Below are 20,630 nucleotides of genomic sequence, written 5' to 3'. Positions count from 1 at the left end.
TCAAGCCACAGCTTTGGTGGTAACAGGCGGCTCGCCGGCCCAGGCGCGCGCGATCAGGTCGCGGATGGCGCCTCGCTCGAGCGGCCGCGGATTCCAGTAGGCGTTGGTGACGGCGAGATCGGCCGCCTTGTCGATGCCGCTCTCGGGCATGCCGACATCGCGTAGCGCCAGTTTTGCATTCAGCCGTTTCGCTAGCTCGTAGAGTCCCTGCGACGCATCGGCCGCGCCGATCGCGCGCGCGACGCGCGCCATCGCCTCGGGCACGGCGGGGGCGTTGTAGGCCAGCGCATGCGGCAGCACGATGGTGTGCGTCTCGGCGTGCGGCAGATCGAAGGTGCCGCCGAGCGTGTGGCAGAGCTTGTGATGCAGCGCCATGCCGACCGTGCCGAGGCAGACGCCGCACAGCCAGGCGCCATAGAGCGCCTCGGTGCGGGCCTCGCGATCGTCGCTTCTGGCGGCAATGGCGGGCAGGGCACGCGCGAGCGCGCGAATGCCTTCTTCCGCCATCAGCGAGGTGACGGGATTGGTGTCGCGCGCGTAAAGCGCTTCGACCGCATGCGCGATCGCGTTGATGCCTGACGTCGCAGCCAGGCTCGCCGGCAGCGTCAAGGTGAGATCGACGTCGTAGATCACGGTCTCCGGCAGCACGGCCGCATCGCGTACCGTGGTCTTCAGGCCATTCTCGGTCTGGCCGACGATCGGCGTCATCTCCGAGCCGGCATAGGTGGTGGGGATGCAGAGCTGGTTGACGCCGGTGCGCAAGGCGAGCGCCTTGCCGAGGCCCGTTGTGGATCCGCCGCCGAGCGAGACCACGCAATCGGCATCGCACGCCTTCATCGCCGCGAGCGCCCGCTCGGTAACGTCGACCGGCGTATGCATGGTGGCGCCCGGAAAGATGCCGGCATAGAGCGGGCCGAGCGCTGTCCCTAAGCTCTTGCCCTGCGCCTCCTGCTGCGGCGTCGTCAGCACCAGTGCGCGCTTGCCGCCGAGTCGCTCCACCTCGGCCTTGGCGGTAGCCAACGTTCCGCTGCCGAACACGACGCGGCAGGGCAGGTTTTCGAAGGTGAACGAACCGATCATGCGCCGGTCTCTTTGATGGGATAATCGACCTGAAAGCGGCCGATCCGCAAGTCGCCAAGCGCCTCGCGCACGCGCAGGTGCTCCGGGTGGGTGGCGTAGGCCGCAAGCGCGGCCTGGTCGGTGAATTCGGAGAACAGCACGACGTCGCAGGCGTAATCGACAGCGCTGACGTCGAGGCCGACTTCGATATGGGTGAGGCCGTCGATCCGGCCGCGCAGGCCCTCGAACAGGGTCTTGACCTTGGCCCGGGCGGCGGACCGCTCCTCGGGGGTCTCCCCGCGCAGCCGCCACATTACGATGTGCCTGATCCGGCCCGACATTTCCCAGTTTCCTCGCCTGTCATCTTGCTTGTGTTGGACACATTTTGGCTTGCGGGATACGGAAATAAAGGCCAATATTTGTAAGTCTCTTTTCCTAAAAGTGGAAAAATGGATCGCCTGCTCCAACTTGAGGTGTTCGCCAAGACGGCCGAGCTCGGCAGCCTGTCCAAAGCCGCCGAGGCCTTGCGCATGTCGAACGCGGCCGCGAGCCGCCATCTCAGCGCGCTCGAGGAGCGCCTCGCCGTTCGCCTGATCGAACGCAACACGCGCCGCCTGTGGCTGACGGAGGCGGGGCAGGAGCTGCTGGAGCGGTCCAGCCGGGTGCTGAGCGAACTGGCGGAAGCGGAGGACATCGCCAGCGATCGCGCGCTGTCGCCGCAGGGCATGCTGCGGGTCACGAGTTCGCTGTCCTTTGCAGTGATCTATCTGGCGCCGATGCTGCCGGCCTTCCGCGCGCGCTATCCGAAGCTCAACATGCAGATCACCACCGCCAACCGCTATCCTGACTTCATCGAGGCGGGCATCGACGTGGCGATCCGCACGCGCGAGCAGGAACCGGATTCGAACATCATCGTGCGCCGCATCGGCCAGATGCGTCGTGTGCTGGCAGCCGCGCCCTCTTATCTCGCAAGCGCAGGCGAGCTGGAGCAGCCCGCCGATCTCGCGCGCCACAACATGCTCGTCTACAATCTTGCGAACGATCCCTATTCGCTGCGCCTGCGCAAAGGCAATGGCGCGCAGACGGTGCGCATCACGCCGACGCTCGACAGCAATGACGGCCAGGTCATCCGCGGCGCGGCGCTGGCAGGGCTCGGCATCCTCATCCAGCCGCTCTACATCGTCCAGAGCGATATCGCGGCGGGCCGTCTCGTCCCGGTCCTGCTGGATTGGGAGCTGCCTTTGCTCACCATGAACATCGCCTACCAGAACCGTGCCGGGCTGCCGGCCAAGATCAGGGCCTTTTCCGACTTCCTCGTCACCCACATCCGCGAGCATTCGCAGCCGGGGATATGGATGGACGCGGCGAAGTAAGTGACAGACACTGAAATCCCGACTGTTTCCGAGAAGGCATATCCATTGAAATCCAGGACATCCGGGACGGCGTGGCGGCATGCCAATATCGGCCGCCTGCTCAACAACGCGGTGCGACGTTTCGAAGGCCGCGTGCTCGAATTGATGAGCGAGCGGGGGCATGACGAGACGCGCATCGCCCATGTCAGTCTCACCCGCAATCTCGACGTGGAGGGGACGCGGCTCACGGAGCTCGCCCGCCGCGCGTCGATGAGCAAGCAGGCGATGGGCGAGCTGGTCGATCAATGCGCCGAGCTCGGATTGGTGGACCGCATCGCCGATCCGACCGACCGGCGCGCGCGCATCGTCATGTTCACGCCGGCCGGACGCAAATGGCTCGATGCGTTCCGCGACGCCGTCGACATCGCCGAGCAGGAGATGCGCGCCGAGCTCGGCAAGGCCACGATGGAGGCGATCTTGAAGGGACTGGCGGTCTATGGCGCGCAGTTCGACACGCTCGACGACGCCGAATAGTCAGGCTACTTGACGATATCGTCAGGCAACCTTACCATGCAAGATAATGCTGGTAGGGAGAAGCGCCTTGGAAACACGTCTGACGGCCGCCGTGCTCATCGTAGGCGGGGGCCCATGCGGGCTGATGCTGGCTAACGAACTCGGCCGCCGCGGCGTGTCCGCGATCCTGGTCGATGAAAAGCCGGGTACGGCGTTCAATCCGCAAGCCAATGCGACGCAGGCGCGCTCGATGGAGCATTATCGGCGGCTGGGTTTTGCCGACGAGATCAGGCGCGAAGGCCTGCCCGCCGATTATCCGACCGACGTTGCGTATTTCACCCGCTACACCGGCTATGAGCTGGCGCGGTTTGCATTGCCGTCGTCGTCGCGTGCGAGCGAGCTGGTCAAGGGCCTGTCCGGCTCCTGGAGCGCGGCGGAGCTGCCGCATCGGGTCTCGCAAAAATATGTTGAGGCGGTGCTGCGCCGGCACGCCGAACGGCTTCCCGGAATAAAGCTCAACTATGGCCACCGGCTGATCAACTACGTCGAAAGCGATAGCGGCATCGTCGCCGACATCGAATGTCTCGACGATAACAGCCGCTTTCAGGTTCGGGCCGACTTCCTGGTCGGAGCCGACGGGCCGCGCTCGCAGGTCCGGCAATCGCTCGGCATCGTCTATGGCGGTGAAACCGGGACGCAGCGCGACTTCATGGGCGGCCGCATGCTGGCGGTCTATCTCCGTTCACCCGAGTTCTACGCCGGCATCCCCCATGCCAGGGCGTGGATGTACAATTGCTTCAACGGCGATCGCCGCGCCTTCATGGCCTCCGTGAACGGGCGCGACGAATTCGCGTTTCACACCCAGCTCCGGCCGGGCGAAGACGAGAGCTCGATCACGGTCAACGAGGCCAAGGCGGCGTTCCAGCGCGCCTGCGGCGCGCCGATCGTATGCGAGGTGTTGTCGTTCCTGACCTGGACCGCCGGCCACGCGCTGGTCGCGGATGCGATGCAGCGGGGCAGGGTGTTCCTTGGCGGCGATGCGGCGCATCTGTTCACGCCGACCGGAGGCCTCGGCTACAACACCGCGATCGAGGATGCGGTCAATCTCGGCTGGAAGCTCGCAAGCGTCGTCAAGGGCGTGAGCCCGGCCGCGCTGCTCGACAGCTACGAAGTCGAGCGGCGTCCGGTGGCGCTTCGCAACACCGATTATGCGCGCCGCTTCGCCGACTCCCTCGGCCTGTTCGCGCCCGCGCCGGAGATCGAGGATGCCACGGACGCGGGCGGCGAGGCGCGGCGGACAGCGGGCACCTATCTCGATCAGCACGCCCGCGCCGAGTTCAACATCCCCGGCGTCACTTTCGGCGGACGTTACGACGGCTCGCCGATCATCGTCTCCGACGGCAGCCAGCCGCCGCCGGATGCCGCGAATGTCTACGTTCCGAGCGCCTGTCCCGGCGGCCGCGCACCGCATGCGTGGCTGGAGGACGGCGTGTCCTTGTACGACCTGTTCGGCTTCGAGTGGACGCTGCTCCAGTTCGGCGACGTCACGTCCAGCCATGCTCCGCTCGGCGAGACGGCCCGCGCGCTCGGCGTCGACGTCAAGCTCGTCACGCTGCCAAAGTCCCTGCGCGATCTCTACGAGGCGGACCTCGCTCTGATCCGTCCGGACCAGATCGTGGCCTGGCGCGGCAGCGCGTCGCAGGCCGGGACGATCGGACGCGTTCTTGCCCGCGCGCTCGGGCACGGCGCGGGCGATGGCGCGCGGCTGGCAAGCTGATCTGTTCCCGCGGCCACATCCAACCCGTGGCCGCACGGCAATAACAACAAACGCAATAACAACAAGCAACGACAACGGAGAAGGAAAACGTGACCACAGGAGCATTCGAGGACTACGACGAACATGCCGCCACCGCTGCCGCTACCGCGCAGACGGCGAGCGGCCGCTGGCGCATTCTGATCGCCGGCACCATCGGCACGGCGATCGAATGGTACGACTTCTTCATCTACGGACTGATCGCGCCGCTGGTGTTCGATCAGTTGTTCTTCCCGAAATTCGATCAGCTCACGGCGACCATCGCTGTCTTCGCGACGTTCGCCGTCGGATTTCTGGCGCGTCCGCTCGGCGGCATCGTGTTCGGACATTTCGGCGATCGCCTGGGCCGCAAATCCGTCCTGCTGTGCACGCTGCTGATGATGGGACTTGCGACCATGTCGATCGGACTGTTGCCGACCTACGCCAGCGCGGGCGTGGCCGCGACGATCGCGCTCGTCCTGCTGCGCTTCCTCCAGGGCTTTGCGCTCGGCGGGGAATCGACCGCGGCGATCCTCATGGCAATCGAGACGGCGCCCGGCAACCGGCGCGGCTTCTCTGCCGCGGTGATCCAGGCCGCGGGACCCGTCGGCGTCGTGCTGGCCTCGTTCGCGGCGCTGGCGATCTCGCGGCTGCCGGAGGCGGATCTGCTGTCCTGGGGCTGGCGCGTTCCGTTCCTGATCAGCGCGGTGCTGGTCGCGCTCGGCGTCTACATGCGCTTGCGCATCGAGGAGAGCGCGACCTTCCGCGAGGCGAGGCCGGCTGAAACCGTGCCTGTCGTCGAGGCGGTGAAGGGACATTGGCGGCCGATCCTCATCGTGTTCTTCGCCGAGATGGCGCAGACGTCCTACTTCTACCTGACGGCCATCTTCACCATCTCGTTTGCGACGCGCCAGCTCGGCGTTCCGAAGGACGTGATCACGCGGGCCGTGCTGTTCGCCAATCTCGTCGGGCTCGTGGCCATGCCCCTGATCGGGGCCTGGTCCGACCGGATCGGACGCAAACGCCTGTTCCTTGCCGGCGTCGCGCTCGCAACCATCTCGATGTTTGCATTCTACGGTGCGATCGCGAGCCGTGACACGCTGCTGGTGACCTGTGCGGTGATATTGGCCGCAGGCGTAATCCATCCCCTGATGTTCGGCACCGAAGGGAGCTATTTCCCGGAGCTGTTTCCGACCCGCATCCGCTTCACCGGCGTGTCGATCGGAAAGCAGCTCGGCACGGTGCTCGGCGGCGGCATCGCGCCGCTCGTCGCCACCAGCCTGTTCGCGCAGACGGGCTCCACCTACGCGATCACAGGATACTACGTCGCGCTCGCGCTGGCAGCGATGATCGCGCTCGGCTTCGCGCACGAAACCAGCAAATCGCGGCTGCTCGGCTGAGCCCAGCCACAAACATCAGGGAGGTTCTCATGGACGTCAATCTTCTCATCAGCGGGCGGGATCAGGCCGCTTCGACCGGCAAGGTATTCGAGCGGCGCAATCCGCTCTCGCAGGAGGTCGCGAGCCGCGCGGCCGCCGCGACGGTTTCCGACGCCGACGCGGCGGTGGCGGCGGCGTCCGCCGCGCTCGCCGCGTGGTCGGCACTCGGCCCGAACGCGCGGCGCGCCCTGCTCTTGAAGGCCGCCGATGCGCTCGAGGCCAAGCGCGATGCCTTCATCCGGATCATGATGGCCGAGATCGGCACCACCGAAGTCTGGTCGGCCTTCAACGTCAAGCTCGCAACCGGCATGCTGCGCGAGGCGGCGTCGCTGACCACGCAGGTCGCGGGCGAGGTGATCCCGTCCGACAAGCCGGGATGTCTGGCGATGGCCGTCCGCCAGCCGGCCGGCGTGTGCCTCGGCATCGCGCCCTGGAACGCTCCGATCATTCTCGGCGTTCGCGCCGTGGCGACGCCGCTCGCCTGCGGCAACACGGTAGTGCTCAAGGCCTCCGAGATCTGTCCGGGAACGCACCGGCTGATCGGGGAGGTGTTCAGGGACGCGGGATTTCCGCCCGGCGTCGTGAACGTATTGACCAATGAGCCGGCCGATGCGCCGGCGGTGGTGGAACGTCTCATCGCCAATCCGGCGGTGCGGCGGATCAACTTCACCGGCTCGACCCGCGTCGGCCGCGTCATCGCCGAGCTCGCCGGCCGCCACCTCAAGCCGGTGCTGCTTGAGCTCGGCGGCAAGGCGCCACTGGTCGTGCTCGACGATGCCGACCTCGATGCCGCGGTCGCCGCCGTGGCGTTCGGGGCCTTCATCAACCAGGGCCAGGTCTGCATGTCGACGGAGCGCGTGATCGTGGATAAGGCGGTGGCCGATCAGTTCGTCGCTAAGCTTGCCAAGAAGGCCGGCGCGCTTCCGGCCGGCGACCCGCGCTCCGGGCCGGTGGTGATCGGTTCGATGATCGACGAGGCGCCGGCCAGGCATGTCGTTGCGCTGATCGATGACGCGATCGGCAGGGGCGCCGTCAAGCTTGCGGGTGGAGAGCGGGCCGGAACGGTCGTGCCCGCGACCGTGCTCGACCGCGTCGTCCCGGGCATGCGCATCTACAGCGAGGAGAGTTTTGGTCCCGTCGTGTCGGTGATCCGCGCGCGCGGCGTGGATGATGCGGTCCGCCTCGCCAACGATACCGAGTACGGTCTTTCGGCCGCCGTGTTCGGCCGCGACGTCGCGCGGGCGCTGACGGTGGCCCAGCGCATCGAAAGCGGCATTTGCCACGTCAACGGACCGACCGTGCACGACGAGGCGCAGATGCCGTTTGGCGGTGTGAAGGGATCGGGCTACGGCCGTTTCGGCGGTCAGGCCGGGATCGCCGAATTCACCGATCTGCGCTGGATCACGATCGAGACCCAGCCTCAGCACTATCCCTTCTGATCGCGTCACCACACGGCGAAGCATGCCGGGAAATCAACCCATGAACTCAAAAGTCCTGACGGTCCGGGAAGCAACCCTCGGCGTGCTTCGTTCCTTCGGTGTCGATCGTGTGTTCGGCAATCCGGGCTCGACCGAGCTCGCCTTTCTCGGCGACTGGCCCGACGACATCGATTACGTGCTCGGCCTGCAGGAAGGCTGCGTCGTCGGCATGGCCGACGGCTATGCGCAGGCGACCGGGCGTCCGGCCTTCGTCAACCTGCACTCGGCGGCCGGGCTCGGCCACGCCCTCGGCAATCTCTTCACCGCGTTCCGCAACAAGACGCCGATGGTCGTCACGGCGGGCCAGCAGGCGCGCAGCCTGCTGCGGATGCGGCCTTATCTCTTCGCGGAGGATGCCGAGCAGTTTCCGAGGCCCTATGTGAAGTGGAGTTCGGAACCTGCGCGGGCGGAAGATGTGCCCGCGGCCATTGCGCAGGCCTTCCTCACCGCCATGCAGCATCCGCGCGGCCCGACATTCGTGTCGGTGCCGTCGGATGATTGGGCGCGGGCGGCCGTCGCGCCGCCGGTGCGCCACATCGCAACGGAGTTTGCGCCCGATCCGGCGGCGATCGTCCGGCTCGGCGCAGCCATCGCAGCGGCCAGCAAGCCTGCCTTTGTCGTCGGACCCGAGATCGATCGCAACGGCTGCGTCGATGCCATGGTCGCGGTCGCCGTACAGGCGAGGGCGGCGGTTTGGGCAAGCCCGATGTCGAGCCGTTCGAGCTTTCCGGAATTGCATCCGCAATTCGCAGGCTTCCTTCCGGCAGCGCCCGGAGGGCTCGCGCGCGCCTTGCGCGGCGTCGATCTGATCGTCGTGGTCGGAGCGCCGGTGTTCACCTTCCACGTCGAAGGACAATGCGAATTGCTCGACGACGGAACGCCGGTCTGGCAGATCACCGACGATCCGGCCGAGGCCGCGGCTGCGGCGGTCGGTGACACCATCATCAGCACGCTCCCGAAGGCGCTCGTCGCGCTTCGCTCAGCGCTGCCCGACGTCGCGACGCGCGAGACGCCGGCCGCGCAGACCCGGCCTGCCGCTCCCGCCGCGCAAAATCCGATTCCTCCGGCCTACGCGCTGAGCCGGCTGTCGGCGCTGATGCCGCGCGATGCGATCGTGGTCGAGGAGGCGCCGTCGCATCGTCCCGCGATCCAGCAGTTCCTGCCGCGGCCGGGCGCGGACAGCTTCTACACCATGGCAAGCGGCGGGCTCGGCTACAGCCTGCCGGCCTCCATTGGCGTGGCGCTGGCGCGGCCGGGCCGTCGCATCGTCGCACTGATCGGCGATGGATCGGCGATGTACTGCATCCAGGCGATCTGGACTGCGGCGCAGCGTCGCCTGCCGATCACTTTCGTGATCATGAACAATTCCGGCTATGGCGCGATGCGGGCCTTCAGCCAGCTGATGCAGGCGCATCGTCCGCCTGGAATCGACCTGCCCGGGCTCGACTTCGTTGCGCTCGCCAGGGGGCACGGTTGCCCGGGCCGCCGCATAACCGACGTCGCCGATCTCGACCGCTGTCTCGCCGAAGCATTGGCCTCGGGCGGCCCCGCGCTGGTCGACATCGCCGTCGACGACGCCACGACGGACCTGTTCAACCATCCGCGCTAGATTTGTTCGGCGATGAAACCCCCTTTGGCGTCGGCGCGCGCCGGGTCCTTCAGCATCGGCGTCCTGCGAACCTTAAGAGCTCGTGGAGCTGCGGATCGCTTCGCCGGCACCGATCACCTGCGATCGCAGGCGACGGTCGGCGGAACGCGCGACCAGACAATACAGGACCAGCGCGAGGAGCGACGACGCTGCCATGACCGCCGTCATCGAGAGCGCAGTCCGTCCGTCGAAGCGAACCGCCACCAGCCCGCTCGATATGGCGCCGGCGATCAGTTGAATGCTCCCGGCAGCCGCGCTGACGGCGCCGGCGATCTCCGGGAGGTGCTGCATCGTCGCGCTCATCACGTTCGGCACGCTGAGCCCGAAGCCGAGTGCCACCGCCATCAGCAGCGCGACGACAAGCGCCGTGGGCATCCAGCCGGTCAGTGTCATCCCGAGCAGCACGACGCTCGCCGCCGCCGACAGCGCCAGCCCGATTGCGAGCATGTGGCTTGAGGATATCCCGCGCCGGCCGAGCTGCCCGTCGAGCAAGGCACCGCCCATCACGGATGCCGAGCAGGCGCTGAAGATCAGGCCGTATTGCTCGGGCGAGAGCCCGACGGCGCCGACGAAGAACAGCGAGGCGCCGGTGACGTAGGCAAACACCGTCGCGCCGCCCGCGGCGCCGACCAGGATGTAGGCAACCGAGACCGGATGCGTCAGTACCCGGCGATAGCTGTCGATCACGGCGGACGGCACCAGGCGCCCGGACGGCGCGATCGCCGCCGTTTCGGCGAAGCGAAACATCACCACCACCAGCAGCATGAAACCTATCGCGGCCTGGGTTGCATAGATCGACCGCCAGCCGGCAGCCGCCAGCAGCGCCGCGCCGGCCGTCGGCGCGATCACGGTCGCGACGTTGACCGCGACCATGATGTTGCCGATCTTGCTTCGCGCGGCGTCGCCGTCGAAGAGATCGCGGATGATGGCAAAGGTCGTGGCGGTCGCGGCGGCGCCGATGCCTTGAACGAAACGGCCGAGCAGCAGAACCGGCAGCGAGGGGGCAAACGCACAACTGACGCTGGCGGCGGCGAACAGCGCGAGGCCGAAGCCCAGAACAGGCTTGCGGCCAAGGCGGTCCGAGACGGGTCCGTAGATCAGCGGCGCGGTGGCGAGGCTGAGCATGAAGGCGCTCATCGTCAACCCGACATCCGACGCGTTCACGCCCAGGGTGGCGCCGGTGGCGGCCAGTGCCGGCAGGTTGATGTCGATGCCGGAATACGGCACGGCCGCGAGAAAGCCGAGCAGCAGCGTGAATGCAAAGGTGTCTGGTTCGATTCGCATGGGCGAGCATCCGGTGACATGTGACGAACTTCTACGGAGCGACGGAGCGCGGTCGCTCCGCCCTCCATCGCTTCGTTCAGACGTGCGATCAGGCGCGCCGGCCGGAGCGCCGTCCCTGGCTCGCTGCGATTGCGCGCAGGCGTGACACTTCCGTCTCGTCGGTCACGAGCTCGCCGATGACCCGGAGAATTTCCGTCCGCGTGTCGATCTCGGCGAACTCGTCCGCGATCTGCGTTGCGCGGAATTGATAGCGCGGTTGGTCGAGCACCGTCCGCACCGCCTCGCGCAAGGCCTGCGGAGTCGGCTCGTTGGTCGCAAGGTTGATGCCGACGCCGGACCATGCGACCCGCGCGTTGACGTCGGCCTTGTCCTCGGTCAGTCCCGCGGTGACCAGCGGGATGCCGAAGCTCAGGGCCTGATTGACGCTGCCATAGCCGCCATTGGTGACGAGCACGTCGACGTTCGGCAGCAGCCATTCGAATGGCAGGTAGCTCGCGATGCGTGCGTTCGACGGGACCTTGCCGGGAATGGCGTCCACCGGGCGGCCGCCTGCGGTCGCGATCACCATGATATCGGGCTCGTCGGCCAGCGCCGCCAGCGTCGGGGCGACCAGCAGGTTGAAATTGTGATTGGCCACCGTTCCCTGCGTCACCAGAACGATCTTGCGTGTACCATCGAGCTCCTCGGCCCATGACGGCGGCGGGACCTGGTTGGCGATGATCGGAGGCGTGCCGACGAAATGCACGGAGGACGGGATCTCGCGCGGAAATTCGAAACTCGGCACCGACAATTGCAGATAGGCGTCGCCGAGAGCGACCACGGAATGGAAAAGCGGCATTGCTATCGGTCCGACGCCGAGGCCCTTCAGGGTCCGGTTCAGCCGCAGTGACACCGGCTGATCGACCGCCGCATCGAAGTCCCGCGCCATGGCCGCATAATGATCGCGTTCGTCGTCGGTCCGTGCCGGCGGCAAGCCGAGGAAGTTCGGCGCACCGTCCTCACGCGCCCAATGCAGGAACGAGGTTCCGCAGAGCGCGATGGGGGGCCGCTGCGAGCGCGGTCCGAGCAGCATCGGGAGCACGCCGAACAGCATGTCGTCGCCGACGATGATATCGGCCGGGAATTGCTGCAACGCCTGCAGCAGCCCCTGGTGCTGGGCCGGAATGGCGTCGACGAAGATGCGCTCGCAGGCGACGCGGAACCACTCCAGCCCCGGCGGGATGGTCTTGAGTTCGGGGACCCGCGAGAAGACGTCGTTCGGATCGAAGTCCGCGCCCTCGGGAAGGGGAAAGAACTTGACGCCGCTGGCCTCGACGCGGGCGCGAAAGGCGGTGCCGGTCATGAAAGCAATCTCATGACCCTCGGCGACCAGGATCCGCGTGATTGCCAGCATCGGATTGAGATGACCCGTCGCAGGCGTCGAAGCGATAAGAATCTTCATGGGAGATGACCTCTTGATGATCGATGCGCGGTCGCCACCGGGCGGCCGCTCTCGTGAGCAAGAGGGAATTGAAGGGATCGCGGTTACACCAAGGCTTCCGATGGCCGCCAAATGGTTACGTCGGCAACGCATCGTGGCGCGGCCAAGGCCGACGTGCCGGCGAAGATGGTGCCGTCGCGCGAGGACTACGGTTGTAACGCGAGCGGCCGGCCGTGAAACGGAGCGGTAATGCCGCGCTCGTAACCCGGCAGAGCGCCGTTTGGCGCGCCGCGACATTCGGCGGCGATTTTGGCCGAAGCCGATTATTGACGACCGAGATAGCGCGCGGTCTTGACCACGCAGAATTCGTTGAGGAAAACGTCATGCAGAATATTGCCGCCCTGATTGCGATGGTTGCTTTCATCGTGCTCCTGGTCTGGTCGGGTGCTTGCGCCCTGCGGGCACAGAATCCGCTGGTGAAGTGGGGTGGCGTGGTGCTGGCGGCGGCGCTTATCGTCCCGCTCTCCGGCGTAAGCGCGTTGACCGCAGCGGGCATCGTCAAGCAGCACGCGCGCTCCGCGCCGGTCCCCGATCTCCAGGTCGAGGCGACACCGGAACGCATCGCCCGCGGCAGGGCGGTCGCCGACGGCTTCTGCGCCGGGTGTCACTCGAAGAGCGGTGTGCTGTCAGGTGGCGGCGACGTCGGCGAGGATCTTCCGCTTCCGATCGGCTCGTTCGTGCCCGCCAATTTGACTCCCGCCGGGGTCCTGAAGCATTGGTCCGACGGCGAGATCTTTCGCGCCATTCGCAATGGCGTCGATGCGCGGGGGCGATGGCTCGCGATCATGTCCTTTACCAATGCCGGCCGGCTGAGCGACGACGACACCAAGGCCGTGATCGCCTACATCCGCGCCTTGCCCGCGAGTGGTGAGGAGACCCCGGATCCACCGGATCGCTTCAGCGTGCTGGGCCTTGCGATGCTGGGCGCCGGCCTGTTGCCGGATGCAAAGCCGGTCTTCACCGGTGTGATCACCGCGCCGCCGAAGGGGCCGACGGCGCGCTACGGCAGGTACTTGCTGTCCTATCAGGATTGCCGTGAGTGTCATGGCAAGGATCTCTCCGGTGGCGTGCCCGGCCAATTGCCTCCGCTCGGACCCGACCTCGGTATCGTCAAAGACTGGAGCCAGGCGCAGTTCATCTCGACCATGCGCACGGGTGTCGATCCGAACGGACATCGGCTCGACGACCAGATGCCGTGGCGACCGATCGGGCGGATGGACGACGACGACCTCGCTGCGATCTACCTGTACCTGGCGGGTCTCCCGCGCTCCTGACATATCCTGACAAACGATCTGTTGCGGCCGATCTTTCCCGGCTGCAACACTGTCGTTCGCACGCCGGATACGCGCAACGGCAAAAGCTCACGCGCAGGCGAAGTCGACGTCGCGCGCGCAGGAAAATGTTGGCAGTCTTCTCGCCATCGCTCGCGCAGTCGTCGTCACTGCAGTCGTCGTCACTGCCGAACAGTCACCTCGTCGCCGACGAACGATCTCGCACGCCGGCGCATTGGAATCGCTCAAAAGTAGCATTTGCTAGGATCACAATTATTCACGTCTGCGACATCCGGCGGAGTTGGCCGCAGAAATACCGGGTTACGGCATCATCAAGTGGTCATGAACGTTGTCGTCGCATGGCGACGCTTTTGCTGTCCCCCATATTATTCCGAGTGATTGCGAATCTTGAACGTGACCCGGTTGGTGACGACGGATTTTGAGAGTGAAGTATGCTTGCAGATGTTGGCCACATCGTTGTTGTCGATGACGATCCCACCTTGCGGCAGATGGTGATCAGATATCTGGAGGAGCACAATGTCCCGACCAGGGCGGCGTCCAACCGGTCTGAACTGTACCACTATCTCGAGGCCGGTCAGCCCAGTCTGATCATCCTCGACCTTCGCCTCGGTCAGGAAGACGGCCTGGACCTGCTGCGGGAAATCCGGTCGCATTCCGACGTGCCTGTCATCATCACGACCGGCCACCGCCCCGACGAGATCGATCGCATCGTCGGGCTCGAGCTCGGCGCTGACGACTACATCATCAAGCCGTTCTCCTTGAGAGAGCTGCTGGCACGCGTCCGGGCGGTGTTGCGGCGGCAGGAGATGGGCCGTGCCGCGCGCGCCCGCGATCCCGAGCGCGGCGGCTATCGCTTCAACGGCTGGAAGCTGGAACGCCGCGGCCGAAAGCTCATCGATCCCAGCGAAGCGCCGGTACCGCTCAGCAAGGGAGAGTATGCCTTGCTGCTGGCCTTCCTCGAGGCGCCGCAGCGCCCCCTGACACGCGAGCATCTGCTTCAGGCCACCCGCATCCACGAAGACATTTTCGATCGCAGCATCGATGTTCAAGTGTTGCGGCTGCGGCGCAAGCTGGAGGTCGATCCGAGTGCGCCGCGCGTCATTCAGACCGAGCGCGGCGTCGGCTATGTCTTCGCGGTTCCCGTAGATCCGTTCTAGGGCGCAAGATCCGGACCCGAAGGGTCACGTTAGCGCGAAGTGTGCGGCGGTCTTCCCTCGCGACAAACGCGGAACGCGTCTGCGCGGAGATCATGTTCGAACAATGTGGCGGCCGCCGGATTGCAATTGTAACCCCTTTGCCTGTGGCGGTGATCTCGGCGTAACAGCCGGCCGGCACATAGTCTCCCACGAACAGCGTGTGGGAGATCTACGATGAAGACGCATTCTCACGGTGTCATCCGTATTGTCCGGCCGGATGACGCGGAGCCCGATGGGCAAGGCTGGTCCGATGGCCGCGGGATGGCCCGTCTCGGTTCTGGCGGCACCGCGCGGCCGGGCCTCGCCGACATCGGTTCGGATTCGGCGCCGCCGGCTGCGCAGCCGGGCCAGGAGCTCAGCACATTCTGGTGGGCGGTCCTTACCTTCTTCATGGAAGGGTTTGCCCTTTATGGTGCCGCGTTGCATCCGACCGCGGCCATGCCGGTTCACGCAATACTGGCGGCACGGAGGGATTGGCAGTCGCAGCCCAACGCCAGCGAGCCGGCGGAACCGGTGCAGGGCCGCGGCAGCGACGGGGCCGAGAGCAGCGGCAATGTCGTCGAACTCGGTCGCTCCCGGCGATTCGAGGTGCAACCGGAGCGTCGCTGGAGTCCGCTGCGTTCGGCCGGTGAGACGTTGACGGTCTTGCTGTCGCACGCGCGCCGGGAGCGCGAGATCAGACGAGCTGTTGCCGCTCTCAAGGAGCTCGACGACCGGACATTGCGCGATCTCGGCATCCACGGCCGGTCGGAGATCGAGGGGATGGTGAGGTACTGTCATGATTGCTGAGGCGCTCTACCTTGCCTTCGCCGGACTGGGCCTGTTTCGCGCCGCGCCTCGTTCGATGATCTGGTGCGGCCTCCGTTTCCGGATCCGGCGATCGCCGCATTCACGAAATCATCGAGCCTCGATCAAAAGCCCTTGAATAGACGCGGTTGCTTTCGCTTCCGCCCCCATATCACTGACGGTGCGACGATTGACTGGATTTCGCGGAGCCGGACCAGGCGCCGGCTATCGGGGTGGCTTGATCGCCATTTGCGCGGTGCTGCTGTGCTGCGTGGAAGTCACGCCCGCGCCGTCGCAGCCGCCGTCGGCGCACGCATTTGACCGCGGGGAGCCGATCACGCCAATTCCCGCGGCCCCTGCCGCCGACCCGCTCAAGGTCGCCCTTGGCGAGAAGCTGTTTGGCGATCGCCGGGTCTCGCATGACAATTCCCGCGCCTGCCAATCTTGTCACGATATCGCGACGAACGGCGCGAGCCAGAAGCGGCACGATGTCGGCCTCAACGGGGCGGAGCTTGCGCTCAACACGCTCACCGTCTTCAATTCGACGCTCAGCTTTCGTTTCGGCTGGGAAGGAAAATTCCGTACCCTCGAGGCCGATATCGAGGCATCGCTGCAAAGCCAGCACACCATGGGCAGCAGCGCAGCGGAGGTTGCCGCAAAGCTCGATGCCGATCCCGACATGCGCGATCGTTTCGTCGCGGCCTATGGCCGGCGTCCGGAAGGCGCCGATGTCGTCGACGCGCTGGCGAGCTTTCAACGCACGCTGGTCACGCCGGGCAGCAGGTTCGATCGCTGGCTGAAGGGCGACGACGCAGCCCTTTTGGCCGGCGAGCTGGACGGATACCGCCTGTTCAAATCGCTGGGTTGCTCCGCCTGCCATCAGGGCGTCAACGTCGGCGGCAATCTGTTCGAGCGGCACGGCATATTCCATCCCCTCGCGTCGCCCGAGCCCAGGATCCTGCGCGTGCCGAGCCTGCGCAACGTCGCGACGACCGCGCCGTATTTTCATGACGGCAGCGCGCCGACGCTCGATGACGCGGTTCGCAAGATGGCGCTGGCCCAGTTGAACGCGACGCTGACAGACCAGCAGGTCAAGGCGCTCGTCGCCTTTCTCAACAGCTTGACCGGGACCTATCGCGGCGCGCCCGTCGGAGGCTCGCCGTGAAATCCGCTCCCGCCGTGATCAGCGTCGCGTTCGTGCTCGGGCTTCTCACCTGGTTGCTGTTGCACGGGCTGAACATCAACTCGGCGCGTTATGACAGCCAGCTTCGCGCGCTCGGGGATTTCACCCGGTTCGAACGCGGGATGACCAGGGAGGTCCTCACCGCGCGTGCCGGCCTGTCGCGCAACTATGACGCGCTGGTGCATATGGTAAATGCCTATGACGATGCCCTGACGCGGCTGCGCGACACGGCAGGCCTCGACGCCGAGCAAACCAGGGTGATCGATGTCCTGTCGGCGCGTGCCGACCGGCAGGAGAGCCTGATCGAACGGTTCAAGAGCAGGAACGCGTTGCTGCAGAACTCCTTTGCCTATTTCGGCCTGTTCAGCGACAGATTGGCCGCATCGGAGTCCCGGCCGCTGGTGACGGCCGCCTCCGCGCTGGCGGCAGCCATGCTCCGCCTGACGCTCGATACGTCGGATGCCGCAGCGCGCCAGGTCGAGGACCGACTGGAAGAGCTGGCGCAACTGCAAGCGCCGCCGGCGGAGACGGATTCGGTCCACGCGCTGCTGCTCCACGGACAGATGCTGCACGACCTTCTGCCTGACATCGACACGATCCTGAAGACGCTCGTCGCCGAATCCAACAACCGCGAGCAGGATGCGATGCTGGCTGTGATCCTGAAGCGCCAGCTTGCCGCGCGCGCCTCGGCGCGCAAGACGCGGTTGCTCCAATATATAACTTCGCTGCTGCTGCTCTCCGGCATCATCTATTTCGGAATGCTGTTGCGCAAACGGGCCATGGCGCTGCGCCGCCGCGCCGCATTCGAACACGTGATCGCCAATATCTCGATGCTGTTCATCAATTCGAGCAACGACGGAATCGATGCGGATGTCGAGATGGCGCTTCGCCAGCTAGCCGGATGCATCGGCGCTGACAGGGCCTATTTTGCCTGCGTGGTCGGCACCACGATGCACACCTATCGGTGGTCGCGCGACGGCATCGCATTCGAGCCCGGCTGGCCGGAGCGGGTGCTGAGCCTCGCACCGCGATTGGACGGCGGCGAAGACGGCATCGTCTATATCCCCAGGATGAACGCCTCGCATCCCCATGACGCGATGCTCACCGAGGCGGGTGTGAGCGGCTGGCTGTGCATCATGGCGGCCTACGGAAGCCGCGATGGAATTCTCGGCTTCGATGCGGTGCGCGGAGGTGCGCTCACATATTGGTCCGAAGTCTCGCTGTTTCGCATGGCCTTTGACGCCATCGGCAACGCGATCCGGCGGGCCCGCCTCGAAGGGGAGAAGGAGCGCCTCCAGGCGAGCCTGCAACAGGCGCGTCGCATGGAGACCATCGGGACCTTTGCCAGCGGCATCGCCCATAACTTCAACAACATCGTCGGCGCCATTCTCGGCCATGCCGAAATGGCCGATGCGCGGGTCGCGCCGGGAAGCCGGCCGGCCGCGAGTCTCGCCGAAATCCGCCGGGCCGGCGAGCGGGCGCGTGAGCTGATCGAACAGATTCTCGGCTTCGGGCGCCGCGGCGAGGGCAGGCGGGAGCGCGTTTGCCTCAGGACCCTGGTCGACGAAACCAGATCGCTGCTGGCCGCATCGCTGCCTTCGCACGTCACATTCGAAGTGGACGAGACGGCCGACATTGCCATCGTGACGGGCGAGCCGGCCCAATTGCAGCAGGTCATCCTGAACCTGTGCAACAACGCGGCGCAGGCGATGAAGGAGCCCGGCCGTATCGAGCTCCGCATCAAGGTGCACGATCTCGCCAAGCCGTTGTCGATCGGGCGGAGCGAGGTCGGTCCCGGCCGCTTCACCGTCATTTCGGTCGCCGATCCCGGGCCGGGCATGGACGAGGCGACGCTGGAGCGGATCTTCGAGCCGTTCTTCACCACCCGCCCGGACGGTAACGGCCTCGGGCTCGCGACGGTTCGCGAGATTGTCGAGCAGCATGGCGGCGCCGTCGCCGTGCAGAGCAGGCCGGATGCCGGCACGCGCTTCGACATCTGGCTGCCATCGGGCGAGCCAGTCGAGCCGCAGCCCGCTCAACACGGCTCGGATCCGGCGTTCCTTGGGGCCGGCGAAACCGTGCTCGTCATCGACACCGACCGCCGCCGCCTGTTGCGCTATGAGGAAATCCTCGCAGCGCTGGGTTATGAACCCGTGGGCTTCACTGGGCTCGCGGAAGCGATCGCCGCCTGCCGGGCCGCGCACGCCCGTTTCGACGCGGCGCTGGTCTGTCATCTGCCTGGCGGCTCCTCGCTCGATCTCGCGGCGGCGTTGCATGATGCGGCGCCGGCCCTGCCGATCATCCTCGCTGCGCCCTCGACGCGCGACCTGGCGATGCCGTCGCTCAAGACATCCGGCATCACCGAGCTCGTCCATCACCCGCTGGCGTCGGCGGAGCTCGCCAGCGCGCTGGCGCGGAGCCTCGTCTCGTCGGCCACGAGCGGAAGATTGCGGCGAGCCGCCGGGGCTTGCTAGCCCGCCGGCCCGCGACGACAAGGCCTACGGTTGCAGTGGTAACGCGATATCACCGCCGGCGAAATGGCCGGGTAGCCGGGATCTCCTATTCTTCGCAGGCGCGTGTTCGCAAGTTGCGAATGCGCAGGCGTCACCGCGATAGGAGACAGATGATGTCAATCAGACTTGGCGTGACCACCGTCGCAGCTACGTTGTTGTTCTGGCCGGTTTCGAGTCTCAAGGCAGGAGGGAGCGCGGGCGCCCCCACGCGGATCGCCTCGCCCGGCAATCCTCCTCCGACAAAATTCGCAGACCTTTTCCGGCAAGCACCCATCGGACACCGGCAGCCTCGGCCCGGCGATTTGTCCGAGCCTGTGCAGGCTGCGCCCGTCGACGTCGAGCTGCGACGGCTCGATGCCGAAATCGACCGCAAGCTGATCATCTGCCGCGGCTGCTGATCATGCCGGATGGCGGCGTGCACAAAGGCCCGCCGCCTCCGCGTGCTAGTTCGACGCCAGCGCCGTCTTGGCCACCTCGGCCATCCAGCCCGATGCGACCGGGAGGATCGCGTCGTTGAAATCGTAGCGCGGGCCGTGCAGCTCGGCGCCGTCGCGCAAGTCGCCGTTGCCGATCCAGACGAACGCGCCGGGCCGCTGCTTGAGGTAGAAGGCGAAATCCTCGCCGGCCATGCTGGGCGCAAGGTCGCGCCTGACCTCGGCCCGCACCTTCTCCGCGGCGAGGCGCGCAAGGCCCGCCTCATCAGGCGTGTTGACCACGACGCCGACGCCCATGACGATCTCGGGCGTGACCTTGACGCCGAAGCTCGTGGCGACGCCGGCGCAGATCTCGCCGATCCGCGCGAGGAGGACGTCCTTCACCGCCTCGCGATGAAACCGCAGCGTGCCGCGGATCGCGACCTTGCCCGCGATCTGGTTCGGCGCGGTGCCGCCTTCGATCGTGCACAGCGAGAGCACGGCGGTGTCGAGCGGATCGACGCTGCGCGCCACGATCGACTGCAGCGCCACGATGAGATGGCCGGCCGCCATGACCGGATCGCGCGTCAGATGCGGCATGCCGGCATGCCCGGCATGGCCCTCGATGGTGATGGTGACGCGTCCCCCGGAAGCCATGACGACGCCGTCATGGACCGCGATGGTGCCGGCGGCAAGGCCCGGCCAGTTGTGGAAGCCGAACACCCGGTCCATCGGGAAGCGCTCGAACAGCCCGGCGCCGACCATCGCGCGCGAGCCGCCATAGCCCTCCTCGGCCGGCTGGAAGATGAAATCGACCGTGCCGCTCCAGCTGGTGTCGGCGGCGAGCAGCGCCGCGGCGCCGAGCAGCGAGGCGGTGTGCCCGTCATGGCCGCAGGCATGCATCACGCCTGATGTCCTCGAGGCGTAGGGCAGGCCGGTATCCTCGGTGATCGGCAGCGCATCCATGTCGGCGCGCAGGCCGACGCGGCCCTGCGCGTGACCGCGCGTCAAGGTCGCGACGACGCCGTGGCCGCCGATGCCGGCCTCGAAGGGAATGCCGAGCTCGGCGAGCCTGTCCTGCACGAAGGCCGCGGTCGCCTTCTCCTGGAGCGACAGTTCGGGATGGGCATGCAAATGGCGGCGCCACGCGGTCAGTTTCTGGTGCAGTTCGGGTGTCAAGATACGGATCTCTCGTGTCGGTT

The 20,630-nt window shown here is 66.4% G+C and carries 17 protein-coding genes; 12 read left to right on the top strand and 5 right to left on the bottom strand.

Annotated features, from left to right (window positions below; genetic code table 11):
* Both EI171_RS34725 and EI171_RS34720 read right to left on the bottom strand, forming a co-directional pair.
* Complete coding sequence (locus tag EI171_RS34725) at positions 1–1,080, bottom strand: maleylacetate reductase (protein WP_161535995.1); 1,080 nt, start codon at positions 1,078–1,080, stop codon at positions 1–3.
* Positions 1,077–1,400, bottom strand: a complete 324-nt coding sequence (locus EI171_RS34720; RefSeq protein ID WP_028175559.1) for a Dabb family protein — start codon at positions 1,398–1,400, stop codon at positions 1,077–1,079. The genes EI171_RS34725 and EI171_RS34720 overlap by 4 nt, the downstream gene beginning before the upstream one ends.
* Positions 1,401–1,508: 108 nt before the next feature.
* Between EI171_RS34720 and EI171_RS34715 the strand changes: the two genes are divergently transcribed.
* The 6 genes from EI171_RS34715 to mdlC all read left to right on the top strand — a co-directional run bounded on the left by EI171_RS34715 (position 1,509) and on the right by mdlC (position 9,242).
* Positions 1,509–2,432, top strand: a complete 924-nt coding sequence (locus tag EI171_RS34715) for a LysR family transcriptional regulator (RefSeq protein ID WP_161535994.1) — start codon at positions 1,509–1,511, stop codon at positions 2,430–2,432.
* Positions 2,433–2,477: 45 nt separating this feature from the next.
* Complete coding sequence (locus EI171_RS34710; RefSeq protein WP_028175557.1) at positions 2,478–2,945, top strand: MarR family winged helix-turn-helix transcriptional regulator; 468 nt, start codon at positions 2,478–2,480, stop codon at positions 2,943–2,945.
* 46 nt (positions 2,946–2,991) lie between these two features.
* Entirely contained in the window at positions 2,992–4,701 is a 1,710-nt protein-coding gene (locus tag EI171_RS34705; protein WP_161535993.1) for an FAD-dependent oxidoreductase, read from the top strand.
* Positions 4,702–4,790: 89 nt separating this feature from the next.
* Complete coding sequence (locus tag EI171_RS34700) at positions 4,791–6,116, top strand: MFS transporter (protein WP_161535992.1); 1,326 nt, start codon at positions 4,791–4,793, stop codon at positions 6,114–6,116.
* 29 nt (positions 6,117–6,145) lie between these two features.
* On the top strand, positions 6,146–7,594 hold the full coding sequence (locus tag EI171_RS34695) for an aldehyde dehydrogenase (RefSeq protein WP_161535991.1): 1,449 nt from the start codon (positions 6,146–6,148) through the stop codon (positions 7,592–7,594).
* A 40-nt stretch (positions 7,595–7,634) separates the two neighbouring features.
* Complete coding sequence (mdlC, locus tag EI171_RS34690) at positions 7,635–9,242, top strand: benzoylformate decarboxylase (RefSeq protein ID WP_161535990.1); 1,608 nt, start codon at positions 7,635–7,637, stop codon at positions 9,240–9,242.
* A 72-nt stretch (positions 9,243–9,314) separates the two neighbouring features.
* Here the strand turns inward: mdlC and EI171_RS34685 are convergent, their stop codons facing one another.
* The gene (locus tag EI171_RS34685) at positions 9,315–10,565 is read right to left on the bottom strand and encodes a multidrug effflux MFS transporter (protein WP_161535989.1); all 1,251 of its coding nucleotides are present in this window, start codon (positions 10,563–10,565) and stop codon (positions 9,315–9,317) included.
* 88 nt (positions 10,566–10,653) lie between these two features.
* Positions 10,654–12,006: a glycosyltransferase gene (locus EI171_RS34680; RefSeq protein ID WP_011085477.1), complete on the bottom strand. Its 1,353-nt coding sequence runs from the start codon at positions 12,004–12,006 to the stop codon at positions 10,654–10,656.
* Positions 12,007–12,368: 362 nt separating this feature from the next.
* Between EI171_RS34680 and EI171_RS34675 the strand changes: the two genes are divergently transcribed.
* The 6 genes from EI171_RS34675 to EI171_RS34650 all read left to right on the top strand — a co-directional run bounded on the left by EI171_RS34675 (position 12,369) and on the right by EI171_RS34650 (position 19,413).
* A complete protein-coding gene (locus tag EI171_RS34675) occupies positions 12,369–13,319 on the top strand; it encodes a c-type cytochrome (RefSeq protein WP_202633045.1) in 951 nt (316 codons plus the stop codon).
* A gap of 449 nt (positions 13,320–13,768) precedes the next feature.
* Positions 13,769–14,494, top strand: a complete 726-nt coding sequence (locus EI171_RS34670; RefSeq protein ID WP_011085479.1) for a response regulator — start codon at positions 13,769–13,771, stop codon at positions 14,492–14,494.
* A 300-nt stretch (positions 14,495–14,794) separates the two neighbouring features.
* Positions 14,795–15,322 (top strand): DUF1127 domain-containing protein, encoded by a 528-nt coding sequence (locus EI171_RS34665; RefSeq protein WP_161535987.1) that lies wholly within the window; start codon positions 14,795–14,797, stop codon positions 15,320–15,322.
* Between the two features lie 235 nt (positions 15,323–15,557).
* Positions 15,558–16,484: a cytochrome-c peroxidase gene (locus EI171_RS34660; protein WP_038965864.1), complete on the top strand. Its 927-nt coding sequence runs from the start codon at positions 15,558–15,560 to the stop codon at positions 16,482–16,484.
* Positions 16,481–18,976: a two-component system VirA-like sensor kinase gene (locus tag EI171_RS34655; protein ID WP_161535986.1), complete on the top strand. Its 2,496-nt coding sequence runs from the start codon at positions 16,481–16,483 to the stop codon at positions 18,974–18,976. Before EI171_RS34660 ends, EI171_RS34655 begins: the two co-directional genes overlap by 4 nt.
* 152 nt (positions 18,977–19,128) lie before the next feature.
* On the top strand, positions 19,129–19,413 hold the full coding sequence (locus tag EI171_RS34650; RefSeq protein WP_161535985.1) for a hypothetical protein: 285 nt from the start codon (positions 19,129–19,131) through the stop codon (positions 19,411–19,413).
* 45 nt (positions 19,414–19,458) lie between these two features.
* On the opposite strand, the gene EI171_RS34645 is transcribed toward EI171_RS34650, so the two are convergent.
* On the bottom strand, positions 19,459–20,607 hold the full coding sequence (locus tag EI171_RS34645; protein ID WP_161535984.1) for an amidohydrolase: 1,149 nt from the start codon (positions 20,605–20,607) through the stop codon (positions 19,459–19,461).
* Between the last annotated feature and the right edge of the window lie 23 nt (positions 20,608–20,630).

This window comes from Bradyrhizobium sp. LCT2, from assembly GCF_009931255.1.
In the GTDB taxonomy this organism is placed as follows: domain Bacteria; phylum Pseudomonadota; class Alphaproteobacteria; order Rhizobiales; family Xanthobacteraceae; genus Bradyrhizobium; species Bradyrhizobium diazoefficiens.
Note: the sequence above shows the minus strand (reverse complement) of the source record. Positions and strands in the feature narration are given on the sequence as shown.